Source organism: Micromonospora sp. NPDC005252 (assembly GCF_042872475.1).
In the GTDB taxonomy this organism is placed as follows: domain Bacteria; phylum Actinomycetota; class Actinomycetes; order Mycobacteriales; family Micromonosporaceae; genus Micromonospora.
Map to the genome: position 1 here is coordinate 281,803 of NZ_JBIAKN010000002.1, position 14,231 is coordinate 296,033.

The following is a 14,231-nucleotide window of genomic DNA, read 5'->3' on the forward strand; positions in this document are numbered from 1 at the left end:
CCGTCGTGACGGCCTTGATCACCGGGATGGGTCTGTTCACCCCGGTCGGGCGGGGCGTCGAGGAGACCTTCGACGCGCTGACCACCGGCCGTTCCGGGCTGACCCGGCCGCCCGACGGTCATCCGGCGCGGGGGTCGCTGGACGTCGCCGGTCTGCTGCCGGACATCGACCCGCGCAGCGTCGTGTCCGGGCCGGAGAGCCGCGTGCTGGACCGGATCGTGGTGCTCGCCCTGCTCGCCGCCGCCGACGCGCTCGCCGACGCCGGCATCGAGGTGGGCCGCGACGTCGATGAGTCCCGGATCGGCGTGATCGTCGGCGGGGTCGGCGGGATGGCCACCCTGGAGACCCAGGTGCTCGCCCGCGCCGCCCGGGGCCGCGCGGCGGTCAGCCCGTACCTGCTCACCGGCATCCTGCCGAACATGCCGGCGGCGCGGATCGCCATCGCGCACGGCATCCGGGGCTACAGCTCGTCGGTCGGCACGGCCTGCGCGTCCGGCGCGCAGGCGGTCGCCGACGCGGTCCGGTTGATCCGGGCGGGGGAGGCCGACGTGGTGGTCTGCGGGGCCAGCGAGGCGCCGCTCTTCCCCACCTTCGCCGACACCTTCGGCAACGCGCGGGCGCTGGCCCGCGCCGGGGACGACCCGTCCCGGGCGAGCCGGCCGTTCGACACGTCCCGCTCCGGGTTCGTGCTGGCCGAGGGCGCGGCGCTGCTGGTGCTCGAACGTGCCGAGCACGCCGCCGCACGCGGCGCCACCGGGTACGCCGAGGTGGCCGGCTACGGCGCGACCACCGACGCGTACCACCCGACCGCCCCGCGCCCCGACGGCGCCGGCGCGGCCGCGTGCATCCGTGGCGCGCTGCGCAACTCGGGCGTGCCCGCTGCCGCGGTCGGCTACGTCAACGCGCACGGCACCGGCACGAAGCTCGGCGACATCGCCGAGGCCACCGCCCTCGCGGACGTCTTCGGCGACGGCGGCGTGCCGGTCAGCTCCACCAAGGCGCTCACCGGCCACCTGCTCGGCGCCTCCGGGGTGCTGGAGGCCGCGGCGACCGCGCTGGCGCTCGGTCGGGGGCTGCTGCCACCGACGTACCACCTCGACGACCCGGACCCGGCCTGCCCGGCGGACCACATCCGTGGCACCCCCCGCAAGGCCGACCCGGAGTACGCGCTGACCAACTCGTTCGGGTTCGGCGGCCAGAACGTGAGCCTGCTGCTCGCGCGGGTCGCCGAGCCGAGGAGGTGAGCGACGCGGCATCCCGGACGGGGGGCGTCCGGACGGCAACGCGGGGGGAAGCATGGGGAAGGGCACTGAACATGGACATCCGTGGGATCGACCACATCGAACTCTACGTAGGTGACGCCCGGCAGGCGGCCTTCTACTTCAGCACCGCCGTCGGTTTTCAGATCTGCGGTCAGGGTGGCCCGGAGACCGGCCTGACCGGGCAGCGCTCACTGCTGCTCTGCCACGGCGACATCCGCCTGCTGCTCACCTCCGGGCTGAGCGCCGAGCATCCGGCGGCCCGGTACGTGCAGCGCCACGGCGACGGCATCGCGGTCGTCGCGGTCGAGGTCGGCGACGTCGCCGAGGCGTACGCCGAGCTGGTGGGCCGGGGCGCGACCGGCGTGACCCCACCGACCACGCTGACCGGCGCGGACGCCGAGGTGGTGACCGCCGAGGTGGAGGGCTTCGCCGACGTGCGGCACCGCCTGGTGCAGCGCCGGGGGAGCCGGGCCGACTTCCTGCCCGGCGTGATCACGCCGACGCCGTTCACGGCGGAGGAGGGAAAGTCGGTCCTCGCCGAGGTCGACCACCTGGCGGTCTGCGTGCCGTCCGGCGAGCTGGACGAGACGGTCCGGCACTTCGAGGGGCTGTTCGACTTCGCGCAGATCTTCGAGGAGCACATCGAGGTCGACGGGCAGGGGATGAACTCCAAGGTGGTGCAGAGCCCGTCCGGGCAGGTCACCGTCGTGTTGCTGGAGCCCGACCGGGCCCGCCGGCCGGGGCAGATCGACGCGTTCCTCGACCAGCACGCCGGTGGGGGAGTGCAGCACCTGGGGCTGCGTACCGACGACATCGTCGCCGCCGTGGAGTCGCTGGGCCGGCGCGGGGTCCGCTTCGCCGGCACCCCCGCCAGCTACTACGACGCCCTGGAGGCGCGGGTCGGTCGGGTGGACGCCCCGCTGGAACGACTGCGCGAGCTGGGAGTGCTGGTCGACTCCGATCACGGCGGGCAGCTGTTGCAGATCTTCGCCGAGTCGATGCACGTGCGCCGCACGCTGTTTCTGGAGCTGATCGAGCGGCGGGGCGCGAGCGGTTTCGGCAGCGGCAACATCAAGGCGCTGTACGAGGCCAAGGAGCGGGAACTGGCCGCCGCGGCGGCCACACCACAGGGGGTGGGGGCATGACCGCGACCGAGTACGAACCGACGCTGACCGCCCAGGAGAGGGCGCTGCTGCCCTCCGACGACGACGTGCGGCACTACGCCGAGCACGGCTGGTACCTGTCGAAGAAGCTGTTCACCGACGACGAGGTGGACGCGCTCGCCGCCGCCGCACAGCGCTACTACGACGGCGAACGCGACCGGCGGCTGCCGGTGCGTCCACCGAAGCTCGCCTACTGGGAGCCCGCGAAAGGGCCGGTGCAGCGGCACAACGACTACGTCCACCACGAGCACGACGGCCTCGGCGCGATCCTGCGTAAACCGCTGATCGGCGCGGTCGCCGCCCGGCTCGCCGAGGCCGACGAGATCCGCGTCTTCCAGTCCACGCTGATCTACAAGCCGCCGATCTCCGGCGAGCCGAGCAACATCGTGCCCTGGCACTTCGACAAGCACTACTGGGCGTCGTCGTCGTCGGAGAAGATGCTCACCGCGTTCATCCCCTTTCACGACTGCGGCCAGGAGATGGGCACCATCACCATGGTCGACGGCTCGCACCGGTGGTCCGAGATCGGCGCCGACGACACAGTCGTGCGGCACTTCGCCGACCGCGACCGCAGCCAGCTGGAGGAGATGCTGGCCGAGAACGCCGCACACAACGGCGCCGAGATCCGCAAGATCCCGATGGTGATCCCCAAGGGACACGTGAGCTTCCACCACTGCCGCACCTACCACGGCAGCGGCCCCAACGTCAGCGGTCGCCCCCGACAGGCGATCTCGCTGCACCTGCAGGACGGCGACAACGCCTGGCGGGCGTACCCGCTCTCCGACGGCTCGCTCGCCGCGTACAACCACGACGTGCTGGTCCGCCGCACCCACGACGGGCGGCCGGACTACGCGGACCCCGACTACTGCCCGGTCATCTGGCGCCACCGCGCCCAGCAGGGAGGCTGACATGTCACGGTATGACTGGGGTAGGACGCACCCGGGCATCGAACGGCTGGAACAGGCGGTGACCGAGCGACGCGACGCCGTGGTCAAGCACCCGCTCTACGCCAACCTCGACACCCACGAGGCGCTGGTCACCTTCATGGAGCACCACGTCTTCGCGGTCTGGGACTTCATGTCGCTGCTCAAGTCGTTGCAGCGGCAGTTGACCTGCGTGACCGTCCCCTGGATTCCGACCGGCCCGACCGGCAGCCGCCGCCTCATCAACGACATCGTCATGGTGGAGGAGAGCGACGAGCTGGGCGAGGGCTACATCAGTCACTTCGAGCTGTACGTGCGGGGAATGGCCGAGGCCGGCGCGGACACCACCGCCGTGAACGCCCTCGTCGACCTGCTGCGCGCCGGCCGGCCGGTGACCGACGCGCTCGCCGAGGCGGGGGCGCCGGCCGCGTCCGCGCGGTTCGCCGCGACCACCTGGCACATCATCGAGTCCACCCCGGTGCACTGTCAGGCGGCGGCCTTCGCGTTCGGCCGGGAGGACCTGATCCCGGACATGTTCACGCAGGTCGTCGCGGTCAACGAGCGCAGCAACCGGCTGCACACCTTCGTCGACTACCTGGAACGGCACATCGAGGTCGACGGCGAGCAGCACACCCCGATGGCCATGCAGATGCTCGCCGACCTGTGCGGCGACGACGACACGAAGTGGCAGGAGTGCGCCGACACGGTCAACACCGCCCTGGCCGCCCGCGCCCGGCTCTGGGACGACATCCTCGCAGCGGTCAAGGGGCCGGCGTGACCGACGCCGACCCGGTCCGGCTCTACCGCACGGTCCGGCTGATCCGCCGGTTCGAACAGCGTGCGGTGGAGCTGGTCCACGGCGGGCAGATCGTCGGCGGCATCCACCCGTACCTCGGTCAGGAGGGGATCGCTGCCGGCGTCTGCGCCGCGCTCGGGGCCGACGACGTGCTCGCCGGCACCCACCGCGGGCACGGGCACGTGCTGGCCCGCGGCGCCGACCCGGCCCGGATGCTCGCCGAGCTGTGCGGCCGGCTGACCGGCCTCAACGCCGGGCGGGGCGGCTCGATGCACGCCGCCGACCTCAGCATCGGCGTGCTCGGCGCGAACGCCATCGTCGGCGCCTCCGGGGCGATCATCACGGGCGCGGTGTGGGCCCGCCGACGGCAGGGCCGCGACACCGTCGGGGTGAGCTTCTTCGGCGACGGCGCGGTCAACGAGGGGATGCTGCTGGAGGCGTTCAACCTGGCCGCGCTGTGGCGGGTGCCGGTGCTGTTCGTCTGCGAGAACAACGGCTACGCCACCACCATGCCGGTCGCCGGCGCGGTGGCCGGCAGCATCGCCGGCCGCGCCGCCGCCTTCGGCATCCGGGCCGTCGAGGTCGACGGCCAGGACCCGGAGGCGGTACGCGACGCGTCGGCCGCCGCCGTCGACCGGATGCGCGCCGGCGGCGGCCCCGAGCTGATCGAGGCCCGGACCTACCGCTTCGACGCCCACCACACCTTCGAACACGCGGTACGCCTCGACTACCGCCCGCCCGACGAGGTGAGCCGGGGCAGGGCCCGGGACCCGGTGCGCATCCAGGGCGAACGGCTCTCCGACGCCGAGCGCGCCGCCGTGGACGCCGAGGTCGAGGCGACCCTCGACGCGGCGGTGCGCTTCGCCCTGGACAGCCCGCATCCCGACCCGGCCGACGCGCTGGCGTACCTGTACGCCAGCGGCCTGACCGCTCGCACCGGAGGTGGCTGAATGACCGTGCGCACCGGAGGTGGCTGAGGTGCCCCGACTGTCGTACCGCCGGGCGTTGACCCGGGCGCTGGCCGACGAGCTGACCCGCGACGAGGCGGTGTTCCTGCTCGGCGAGGACATCCAGGTCGGCGCGTCGCTGGTGACCACCGGGCTGGCCAAACGGTTCGGCGTCGACCGGGTCCGCGACACCCCGCTGTCCGAGCAGGCGTTCACCAGCTTCGCCACCGGGGCGGCGCTGGCCGGGCTCCGGCCGGTGATCGAGTTCCAGATCCCGTCGCTGCTGTTCCTGGTCTTCGAGCAGATCGTCAACCACGCGCACAAGTTCCCGCTGATGACCGGCGGGCAGTGCGCGGTGCCGGTCACCTACCTGGTGCCCGGCTCCGGGTCGCGTACCGGCTGGGCGGGGCAGCACTCCGACCACCCGTACAGCCTCTTCGCCCACGTCGGCGTGGTCACCGTCGTGCCGGCCACCCCGGCCGACGCGTACGGGCTGCTGGTCAGCGCGATCCGGCACGACGACCCGGTGGTGGTGTTCGCCCCGGCCGGGGCGATGGACAGGCGCGACGACGTGTCCGATCTGGAGCCGGTGCCGCTGGGCCGGGGCCGCATCCACCGCTTCGGCGACGACGTGACGGTGGTCGCGATCGGGCACCTGGTGCACGACGCGCTCGCGGTCGCCGAGGAGGTGGCCGACCAGGTCTCGGTGGAGGTGTTCGACCCGCGCACCCTGTACCCCTTCGACATCGACGGGTTGACCGAGTCGGTGGCCCGCACCGGGCGTCTCGTGGTGCTCGACGACGCCAACCGCTCCTGCGGCATGGCCGCCGAGATCATCGCCTCGGTGGTGGAGCGGGTCCGGCTGATCGCCCCGCCGCGCCGGGTCACCCGCCCGGACGGCGCGGTGCTGCCGTTCGCCCCTGCCCTGGACCGCGCCGTGCAGCCGTCCCGGGAGCAGCTCGCCACCGCCATCCACCTGACCATGAAGGACTCATCATGATCGACCCGAACTACTCGTGGCCGTCGGCCGACGGGGCCTGGACCGACCTGCCGGAGCCGGCCCGTCGGGCCATGGTGGCCACCGGCGCGGCCGCCTGGGAACGCGTCTTCCACGGGCGGGCGACCTACAACAAAGAGTGGCGGCTGGCCCGCCCCCCGGTCCTGACCGCCGACGCCTGGCGGGAGTTGAACGAGGTCTGCGACCGGCTGGCCCAACTCATCCTGAACGCCTGCCGGCGGCGGGTGGACACCGCCGGTGAGCTGCGCCGGCTGCTCGGCGTCCCGGCGGGGGAGACCCGACTGCTGGACGAGTCGGAGCCGCTGACCGAGGCGCTGCTGGCCGCGTACCGGCCGGATGTGATCTTCACCGAGGGCGTGCCGAAGTTCGTCGAGTACAACATCGACAGCAGCCTCGGGGGAGGATTCGACGCCGACACCGTCATCCAGCGGTTCGCGCAGCTCTACGCCGAGCACGGCATCCTCGACGAGCTGCCGGTACGCGCCGCGCCGTCGCTGCTGGACCAGCGTTTCGTGGCGATCCGCGAGGAGCTGGGGTTGCCCGACGGCGCCCGGCTGGCGCTGCTGATGGACTTCGACGCCGACTATCCGGGCCTGGACGACCCGGAGACGTTCATCCGCATCCTCAGCCCGCTCGCCGTACGGGCCCGGGACTTCGGCATCGACCTGGTCATCGCGCCCCTGTCCACCGCCACCCTGGCCGCCGACGACCGGCTCGTGGTCGACGGCGCGCCGGTCGACGCGCTGTTCCGCCTCTTCGTGCCCAACCGGGTCACCCCGACCGCCGGCCTGGACGCGGTGGCCGGCGCGTTGGCCGCCGGCACGCTGCCGATGTTCGTGTCGGCGGCGGCCTGGCTGCTCGGCAACAAGACCACCTTCGCCTGGCTGTGGGAGGACGTGGACGCCCTGCCCGCCGACGACCAGACGCTGATCCGCCGGCACGTGCCGTACACGGTGCCGTTGACCGTCGCGGTGCTCGACCGGGCGATCGCCGAGCAGGCCGAGCTGGTGGCGAAGCCGGCGGACGGCTCAGCCGGGCACGGTGTGCTGATCGGCCCCGAGCTGAGCCCGACGGACTGGGCCGACGGCCTGCGCGCGGCCGTCGACCGGGGCGGCAACATCCTGCAGCGGTATCTGCCGGCCGACCGGGTGCCGATGGACTTCGTGCAGATCGAGACCGGCGAGACGGTGACGGCCGACGTCCCGTACTCCCTGGCCCCCTACCTGTTCGGCCGCCACGCCTCCGGCGGCCTGGCGAGGGTCGGTTTTCCCGGTGGCGACGGAATCCTCAACCTGGCCCACGGAGTCCTCCTCACGGGAATCCTCCTGTCCGACTGACCCCGACCCCCAACCGGTTGATCATGAAGTTATTGCCCCGACACGCCGTGCCGGACGGCAATAACTTCATGATCACCGTCGCGGTCGGAGGGCGCGGAGGGTTTCGGCTGTCGCTACCGCGTCGCTGCGGGCGCTGCCGTGGCGGCCGTCGGTGCTGTAGAGGGTGGGGTCGGCCGTCAGTGGGTGGTCCGTGAGGTGCACGTGGACCGTTCCCAGGCGTTCGGCCAGCCGCGCCGTGTGCGCGGAGAGGCGTCGCATCCGTTCCCCCAGGCCGGCGCGCACGTGCTCGGGCACGGCCGGGCTGTGCGACACGTCGAACATGCCCACCGTGATCACGTCCGCGCCGACGTCCCGGAGCGCGCTGATCATCGCGGTCAGCTCGGCGTCCACCGCGTCCGCGTCGTACGCCGGATGAAAGGCGTCGTTGCCGCCGCAGACCACCAGCGCCAGGTCCGGCTCGAAGGCCAGCGCCGGGGCGAGCTGCGCGGCCCGCACCTGGTGCGCGCGCAGCCCGCGCCGACCCAGGTTCCGGTACGCCAGCTCGGGACGGACGGCGGTCAGCTCGGCGGCGACCCGGTCGACCCACTGCACGTCCGGGTAGCCCGGGGTCGGCTCGCACATGCCCTGCACCACGCTGTCGCCGATCGCCACGAACCGCCGCCACGGGTGCCCGCGCAGCAGTTCGCCGGCCTCCCCGGGGCGGAGGCAGTACGGATCGGTCGCTTCGTCGAGCGTCGATGGCATGCCGGCACGCTAACCGACCGCCGCCTCCTCGGCCAGGCTGACCTCGGCCAGGTAGACGCACGTACGCCCCTCGTGGGAGGAGTAGTAGCTGACCCAGAGCAGATCGTCGTGCCAGACCAGGCCCGGGTAGCTGGTGTCGCCGCCGGAGGGCAACGCGACCAGTTCGGTCAGCGCGCCGCGCTCCGGGTCGACGGCGCAGATCGCGGTGCGGACGTCGCCGTCGAGCAGCCGTACGCCGGCCAGCAGCCGTCCGTCGGGCAGCCGGAGCAGCGCCGGCCCGCCCACCTGCACCCCCAGGTCGGTCCAGGTCCACTCCCGGTACGGCGGTCGGGCCCGGCCGAGCTGCGCGGTGGCGCTGTCGCCGTCGCGGCGCAACAGGCAGTGGGCGGTGCCGTCCGGAGCGAAGGCCAGACCCGACTCGTTGGGGTAGCCGCCCTCGAACAGCGTCGGCACCCACTGCCGCAGGTCGACGCCGTCGACGCTGCGGTAGAGCCGGGCGAACCGTGGCCCCCGGGTGGCGTAGCCGACGGCGTACATCGCGTCGTGGTGCCAGGCGGCCCGCCACACCCAGAGGCCCGGTTCGCCGACGGGAACCGGGTCGCCCCAGCTGCGCCCGTCCCCGGAGAGCCAGGTCACCGTGTCGAACGTCTTGCTCGTCTCTCCGGTCGCCGCCGCCGCGAACAGTTGCAGGCGGCCGTCGGGCCGGACGACGAACCGCGGATCGCGCAGGTCGACGCCGTCCTGCCGGATGACCGCCGCGGAGCTCCACGCCCGGCCGTCCGCCGAGGTCAGCACCCGGATCACGCCGTCACCGGAGAGGTGCGTCCGCGCCTCACGGAAGGCGCAGAACCACATGCCGGCGTACCGGACGAGGTCGGTGAACGCGCTGTGCGGCGCGCTGTCGCCGATCCGCCGCACGGCGGTGACCCCGGCGGTGCGGCGGTGGGTGGGTGACGACGACGTCATGCGCGGCGGCCTCCTGGCTGCGGAAAGAGCGGTACTCCCGGGGCCGACGCGCGGCCGGGTCGGCCGTTCTCCGGCCCGACGGGCTCCGGCGCGGCTGCGACGGGCCGACGCTAGCCGCCCCGGCCGACGCCCGCGCGGCCAGCAGAAGAACGGACGACGAACGACGAGGTCCGTTGACCCTGTCGGATCGGCGTCATCGAGGCGCAGCGTCGGCGCGGTGGGGCGGTGCGCTGGCACGGGTCCGCCACGATGGCGGTGGGCCAGCCGACCTGGGCTGGCGTGCCGGTCGGAGGGAGGTGTCGATGCTCAGCGCCTTTCTGCAGGCCCTGGCGAGCAAGCTGGTCGAGGCGATCCTCGGCAAACTGACCGAGTGGCTCGCACCGAAGGCGCTGCGGGCCGTACCGCACCGTGCCTCGCCGAACTGTCCACGCTGCGGCGGGTACGGCGTCCGGCGGTGGGCGCCCGGCGGCATGTGGGTGGTGTTCCTGCTGTCGCTGCTGGCCTTCGCGTGGGGCTTCGGGTTCACCCTGCTCGGCGTGCCGGTGGTCGTGCTGGTCGTGGTCGGCGCGGTGCTGTCCGACGGCGTCGGCGCACTGTGGCCTGCCCTGCTCGCGCCGCTGGGCCTGCTGGTCCCCGGCAGCCTGATGGTCGGGGGAGCGTTCGGGCTGGCCTGGTATCACAGCTACCCGCCGAAGTGGTGTGCCCGCTGCCACGGCCGCTGGCCACGCCGCGACCGCGCCGAGTACCTGCGCTCGGCCCGGGAGTTCACCTGCGGATGCGGGCAGCGGCTGCGCGTGCCGACAGTCGCCGCCGGGGCGAAGCTGCGCTGCCCGCGCTGCCGGACCGAACACGCCACCCCGGTCCGAACCGGTCCCTGACGAGACGCGCCGGTCCGGGCCCGGTGCGGAGGGGATCAGCGGGACACGGCGTGCTCGGCGAGCAGTTCGGCGAGCACCCGCCGGGCCCAGGCCGCCGTGGCCGGCTCCGGGGCGTCCAGCGTGATGAGCGCCTTCCACAGCGCCCACCCGCGCCCGCGCGCCCAGGTGGCCGTGTCGACGTCGAGCGCGTCGAGGAACGCCGCCCGGGCGGCGCCGCGCAGCAGGGTCCAGGCGATCACCGTGTCGCAGGCGGGGTCGCCGACACCGCAGCAGCCGAAGTCGATGACGGCGGCGAGCCGACCGTCGCGAACCAGCAGGTTGCCCTCCGCGACGTCGCCGTGGAACCAGACCGGCGGCCCGGACCAGGTGGCATCGAGAGCGGCCTGCCAGATGTCGGTGACCACGTCGACGGGCAGCCGGTCGCGGTGCGTCTCGATCGCCGCCCGGGTCTCCGGGTCGTACGTGGACAGCGGACCGCCGCGCCAGGCGCTGTGCGGGCCGGCCGCCGGGGCGTCGGTGGTGTCGACGGCGCGCAGGGCGCACAGGAAGGCGGCGAGGTCGGTGGCGAACCGGGTCGGGTCGTCGATCCGTCCGGGTCGCGCGGTCCGGCCGTCGATCCAGCCGTAGACCGACCACGGGTACGGGTAGCCGGCGCCGGGTCGCCCGTGGGCCAGCGGGGTAGAAATCTCCAGCGGCAGCTGCCCGCCGAGTACCGGCAGCCAGCGCTGCTCCTTGGGGACCTGCAACGCGTAGCCCTCCCCGCTGGGCAGCCGCACGGTCATCTCCGCACCCAGGTGGAAGGTCCGGTTGTCCCAGCCGCCGACCTCGACCGGGCGTACCGGCAGCTCGGCCCACCGGGGGAACTGCTCGGCGACCAGTCGGCGGACCAGGCCCACGTCGATGCGCCGGGCCGTCGTCTCGTCAATGTCCGGCACGTCGGGTGCGGGCTGTGCGCTCATCCGCCCGAGCCTGCGGGCTCCGCCGGCCGCCCGCAACCGATTTGCGCCGACAGTGGAACCGGCCGGGCCAGCGCTCGGGACAGGTGTCCGGGAGGTGCGGGCCTGGCCGTACCTCAACTGCCTCCTTTGCTCTGCTTCAACCGCCGCAACACCGACGCCCCGAAAGTGTTGCGTGGGTGTAAGCAGAGCAAAGGGGGCGCACGAGACGGTTGCGAGCCGCTGGGCAGCAGGGCATCAGGCGGTGGCGGCAGGTGTGGGCCGCGTCGGCGCCTTCGGGTTGGACGCCCTCGCCACCAGCGGGAACGCGGTGACGAGCAGGCACGCCACGGCCATGACCAGCAGCGCCGGGGTGAGCCCGAGCGCGTCCACCGACCAGCCGCCGAGCAACGCGCCGACCGGCAGGCCGACGAAGGCCAGCGATCCGGCGATGCCGAGCACTCGGGTCTGCAGATCCGCCGGCACCCGCTCGTAGAGCGCCACCCCGAGCAGCGGGTTGACCGCCGCGATGCCGATGCCGGACAGGAACGTCACCACGAGCACGACCGGCAACTCGTCGCTGATCGCCAGGGCGACCAGTCGAGGCGTGCCGGCGACCGTCGCCCCGAGCAGGAACGTCAGCCGGCCGGGCAGCCGGGGACCGAGCGCGGTGAACAGCACGTTGCCCAGCAGCGCGCCCGCCGAGAACGCCGCCAGCACCAGGCCGAGCCCGCTGGGGCCGTGCAGCTCTCGGGCGACCCAGAACGGGATGTAGACGGCCACGCTGGCGTTGGCGACCATGTTCAGCGCCGAGACGACGACCAGCATGCCCAGCAGCGGCCGGTCCCGACCGAGGTAGCCGAACCCGTCGCGCAGCGCGCGCAGGTAGCCGACCGGGGCGGTGGGCTGCGCCGGGGCGGCCGGGGGTCGGACCAGGAGGCCGATCAGCAGGGCACAGATCGCGAAGCTGACCGCGTCGATGAGGATCGCCTGGCTCACCCCGAACGCGGCGATCAACAGGCCGCCCACGGCGGCGCCGAACAGCGTCACCACCCGGCTCAACCCGTCGTACGCCGAGGTCAGGCGGATCAGCGGCACCCCGGCGGCCTCGGCGACCGGCCGGAACATGACGTGCTTGACCCGGTCCCCGATGCCTCGTAGCGCGCCGGCCACCGCGACCAGCGCCACCAGGGGGGCGAAGCCCAGCCACGGGGTCAACGCGACGACCACCATGGCCACCGCGCTGCCCGCGTCGCACAGGATCGACGTCCGGCGCAGGCCGATCCGGTCCGCCCAGGGCGTGCCCAGGGCACTGGACAGCAGGTACGGCAGCGTCTCGGCGAACGCGACCAGACCCATCTTGGTCGGGCTGCCGGTGGTGACCAGCACCAGCCAGGGGATGGTCACCACCGAGATGCGGGTGCCCAGGTTGGAGACCAGGTCCGCGCTGACCAGGACGACCAGCTGCCGGCGGGGGGTCACGTCCCGACCGCCGCCGCCCGGCGCGCGGCGTACTGCGCGCGCAGCGCCCGCTTGTCCACCTTCACCGACCGGTTCACCGGCAACCGGTCGACGAACTCCACCCCGGCCGGCGCCCACATCTCGTTGAGCTCGGCGGTCACCAGGTCGATCAGCTCCGCCCCGGTGACCGTCGCGCCGGGCGCGGTCACCACGTACGCGTACGGCACCTCGCCCACCGTCTCGTCCGGCACGCCGATCACCGCGGCGGCCCGCACCTGCGGGTGCCCGGCCAGGACGTCCTCGATGGGGCGGCAGAAGATCGCCCAGTTCCGCCGGTGCGTGACGATCATGTCGTGCGCCCGGTCGACCAGATAGAGGAAGCCGTCGCCGTCGAGATGGCCAATGTCGCGGGTGCGGACCCACCCGTCGACGAGCGTCTGCGCGGTCAACTCGGGCTGGCCGTGGTAGCCGGCGAAGCCCAGCTTCGTACGCACCCACACCTCGCCGTCGCGGCCCGGCGGCAGCACCGTGCCGTCGTCGTCGCGGATCTCGATGCGTACGTCGCCGTAGGGCCGCCCGCAGGAGCGCAGCCGCTCCGGGTGCTCCGGATCGTCGGTCAGTCCGGGCAGAGCGGTGATGACCACGGCCTCGCTGAGGCCGTACACGATGCGCAGTACCGGGCCGAAGCGCGCGATGGCCTGGCGTAGCCGGGCGGGCGCCGCGGGCCCGGCGCCCACGTTGAACATGAACATGGCCGAGAAGTCGGCGCCCACCAACGCCGGATGGTCCAGCAGCTCGTAGAGCATCGGCGGGGTGACGAAGGTCGAGTTGATCCGCTCCCGTTGCACGGTGGCCACGAACGCCGCCGGGTCCCAGTCGTCGCGCAGGTACAGCACCCCGCCGGTGAACAGGTTGAACAGGGTGGTGATCTGGCCGCTGGCCAGCCACATCGGCGAGTGCGACAGGTGCCGCAGCAGGGGGAACCCGGCGGCGCGGAAGTCGGCCGCGAGGGTGCGGATCTGGGCGTAGAAGCTCTCGGTGTGGTGCACCAGCTTGGGGGTGCCGGTGGTGCCGCTGGTCTGCAGGAACGACTCCGGCGCGCGGACGGCCGCCGGCAGCGCCAGCGCCGGGTTCGGTTCGGCGTCGGCCGTGAGGTCCGGGCCGGCGCCGCCGGGGCCCAGGCAGCACACCGGTACGCCGGGCAGCGCGGCGGCCAGCTCCGGCCCCAGGCTGGCCGGGTCGCGGGCGTCGTAGACCAGGGCGTCGGGGCGGGCCAGCCGGATGAACTCGTCGACCTCCCGGCGGGCGGTGACCGGGGCGACCCACATCGTCCGGCAGCCGATCAGGTGCAGGGCGAGCTGGAGCAGCGGCCCCTCCACGGCGTTCGCGACGGTCACCAGCACCGCCGAGCCGGGCCGTACGCCGTGCTGGGTCAGCGCCACAGCCATCGCACGCACCAGCGCGGCGGCCTCGGTGTACGTGAAGCGGCGGCCACCGCCGACCAGCGCCTCCCGGTCGCCGAAGTCGGCGAAGAGATCCAGTGCCCTGTCCACGTAGGTCGCGTGCCCGGGTCCGTCAGTCATCCGGCAAACCCCCATCCGAGAAGCGGCGGTCTCCGGGCAGCTCCCGGTGACGTCGCGGGCGGTGGGCGCGCGTTCGGCGACCGCACCGCCGCCGCCTGCGAGCCTAGGCCGGCGAGGGCGCGGCGGGACCGGGCCGAAGGGCGATCCGGCAGGCCCGGTGGACATTTGATCGCGTCGATCAGGTTGATTGACGCCCGTCATCGGCGGCGGCTAGGTTT

13 protein-coding genes are annotated in these 14,231 nt (G+C 73.4%); 8 read left to right on the forward strand and 5 right to left on the reverse strand.

The features are described from left to right. The first annotated feature begins 5 nt into the window (after window positions 1-5). From ACFYPH_RS07055 to ACFYPH_RS07085, 7 genes are all read left to right on the forward strand, one after another. Window positions 6-1,244, forward strand: a complete 1,239-nt coding sequence (locus tag ACFYPH_RS07055) for a beta-ketoacyl-[acyl-carrier-protein] synthase family protein (protein WP_387179858.1) — start codon at window positions 6-8, stop codon at window positions 1,242-1,244. Window positions 1,245-1,315: 71 nt separating this feature from the next. Continuing rightward, window positions 1,316-2,407 carry a 4-hydroxyphenylpyruvate dioxygenase gene (gene hppD / locus ACFYPH_RS07060; protein ID WP_387179861.1) on the forward strand — a complete coding sequence of 364 codons (1,092 nt, stop codon included), beginning with the start codon at window positions 1,316-1,318 and terminating at the stop codon, window positions 2,405-2,407. Beyond that, a complete protein-coding gene (locus tag ACFYPH_RS07065) occupies window positions 2,404-3,333 on the forward strand; it encodes a phytanoyl-CoA dioxygenase family protein (RefSeq protein WP_355067792.1) in 930 nt (309 codons plus the stop codon). The genes hppD and ACFYPH_RS07065 overlap by 4 nt, the downstream gene beginning before the upstream one ends. Before the next feature lies 1 nt (window position 3,334). Continuing rightward, window positions 3,335-4,126 carry a DUF3050 domain-containing protein gene (locus ACFYPH_RS07070; RefSeq protein ID WP_354860704.1) on the forward strand — a complete coding sequence of 264 codons (792 nt, stop codon included), beginning with the start codon at window positions 3,335-3,337 and terminating at the stop codon, window positions 4,124-4,126. Continuing rightward, window positions 4,123-5,094 carry a thiamine pyrophosphate-dependent dehydrogenase E1 component subunit alpha gene (locus ACFYPH_RS07075; protein ID WP_387179865.1) on the forward strand — a complete coding sequence of 324 codons (972 nt, stop codon included), beginning with the start codon at window positions 4,123-4,125 and terminating at the stop codon, window positions 5,092-5,094. The genes ACFYPH_RS07070 and ACFYPH_RS07075 overlap by 4 nt, the downstream gene beginning before the upstream one ends. A 28-nt stretch (window positions 5,095-5,122) precedes the next feature. After that, the gene (locus ACFYPH_RS07080) at window positions 5,123-6,091 is read left to right on the forward strand and encodes an alpha-ketoacid dehydrogenase subunit beta (RefSeq protein ID WP_387179868.1); all 969 of its coding nucleotides are present in this window, start codon (window positions 5,123-5,125) and stop codon (window positions 6,089-6,091) included. Further along, window positions 6,088-7,446, forward strand: a complete 1,359-nt coding sequence (locus ACFYPH_RS07085) for a hypothetical protein (protein WP_387179871.1) — start codon at window positions 6,088-6,090, stop codon at window positions 7,444-7,446. The genes ACFYPH_RS07080 and ACFYPH_RS07085 overlap by 4 nt, the downstream gene beginning before the upstream one ends. Window positions 7,447-7,518: 72 nt before the next feature. Here ACFYPH_RS07085 and ACFYPH_RS07090 read toward each other — a convergent pair whose 3' ends face one another. After that, window positions 7,519-8,190: an SGNH/GDSL hydrolase family protein gene (locus tag ACFYPH_RS07090; protein WP_387179874.1), complete on the reverse strand. Its 672-nt coding sequence runs from the start codon at window positions 8,188-8,190 to the stop codon at window positions 7,519-7,521. Window positions 8,191-8,199: 9 nt separating this feature from the next. Beyond that, window positions 8,200-9,156, reverse strand: a complete 957-nt coding sequence (locus tag ACFYPH_RS07095) for a sialidase family protein (RefSeq protein ID WP_387179876.1) — start codon at window positions 9,154-9,156, stop codon at window positions 8,200-8,202. A gap of 302 nt (window positions 9,157-9,458) precedes the next feature. On the opposite strand from ACFYPH_RS07095, the gene ACFYPH_RS07100 reads away from it, so the two are divergent. Then, window positions 9,459-10,034: a hypothetical protein gene (locus ACFYPH_RS07100; RefSeq protein ID WP_387179879.1), complete on the forward strand. Its 576-nt coding sequence runs from the start codon at window positions 9,459-9,461 to the stop codon at window positions 10,032-10,034. A gap of 35 nt (window positions 10,035-10,069) precedes the next feature. Here ACFYPH_RS07100 and ACFYPH_RS07105 read toward each other — a convergent pair whose 3' ends face one another. The 3 genes from ACFYPH_RS07105 to ACFYPH_RS07115 all read right to left on the reverse strand — a co-directional run bounded on the left by ACFYPH_RS07105 (window position 10,070) and on the right by ACFYPH_RS07115 (window position 14,013). Continuing rightward, window positions 10,070-10,993 carry an aminoglycoside phosphotransferase family protein gene (locus ACFYPH_RS07105; RefSeq protein ID WP_387179882.1) on the reverse strand — a complete coding sequence of 308 codons (924 nt, stop codon included), beginning with the start codon at window positions 10,991-10,993 and terminating at the stop codon, window positions 10,070-10,072. Between the two features lie 234 nt (window positions 10,994-11,227). Continuing rightward, window positions 11,228-12,451 (reverse strand): MFS transporter, encoded by a 1,224-nt coding sequence (locus ACFYPH_RS07110; RefSeq protein ID WP_354860692.1) that lies wholly within the window; start codon window positions 12,449-12,451, stop codon window positions 11,228-11,230. Further along, complete coding sequence (locus ACFYPH_RS07115) at window positions 12,448-14,013, reverse strand: AMP-binding protein (protein WP_387179885.1); 1,566 nt, start codon at window positions 14,011-14,013, stop codon at window positions 12,448-12,450. The genes ACFYPH_RS07110 and ACFYPH_RS07115 overlap by 4 nt, the downstream gene beginning before the upstream one ends. Window positions 14,014-14,231: the final 218 nt, after the last annotated feature.

Bases quoted from the DNA above. Each gene is read 5' to 3' on its own strand.
- hppD (WP_387179861.1), top strand. From the start codon at position 1,316: ATGGACATCCGTGGGATCGACCACATCGAACTCTACGTAGGTGACGCC.
- ACFYPH_RS07065 (WP_355067792.1), top strand. From the start codon at position 2,404: ATGACCGCGACCGAGTACGAACCGACGCTGACCGCCCAGGAGAGGGCG.
- ACFYPH_RS07070 (WP_354860704.1), top strand. From the start codon at position 3,335: ATGTCACGGTATGACTGGGGTAGGACGCACCCGGGCATCGAACGGCTG.
- ACFYPH_RS07085 (WP_387179871.1), top strand. From the start codon at position 6,088: ATGATCGACCCGAACTACTCGTGGCCGTCGGCCGACGGGGCCTGGACC.
- ACFYPH_RS07090 (WP_387179874.1), bottom strand. From the start codon at position 8,190: ATGCCATCGACGCTCGACGAAGCGACCGATCCGTACTGCCTCCGCCCC.
- ACFYPH_RS07095 (WP_387179876.1), bottom strand. From the start codon at position 9,156: ATGACGTCGTCGTCACCCACCCACCGCCGCACCGCCGGGGTCACCGCC.
- ACFYPH_RS07100 (WP_387179879.1), top strand. From the start codon at position 9,459: ATGCTCAGCGCCTTTCTGCAGGCCCTGGCGAGCAAGCTGGTCGAGGCG.
- ACFYPH_RS07105 (WP_387179882.1), bottom strand. From the start codon at position 10,993: ATGAGCGCACAGCCCGCACCCGACGTGCCGGACATTGACGAGACGACG.
- ACFYPH_RS07115 (WP_387179885.1), bottom strand. From the start codon at position 14,013: ATGACTGACGGACCCGGGCACGCGACCTACGTGGACAGGGCACTGGAT.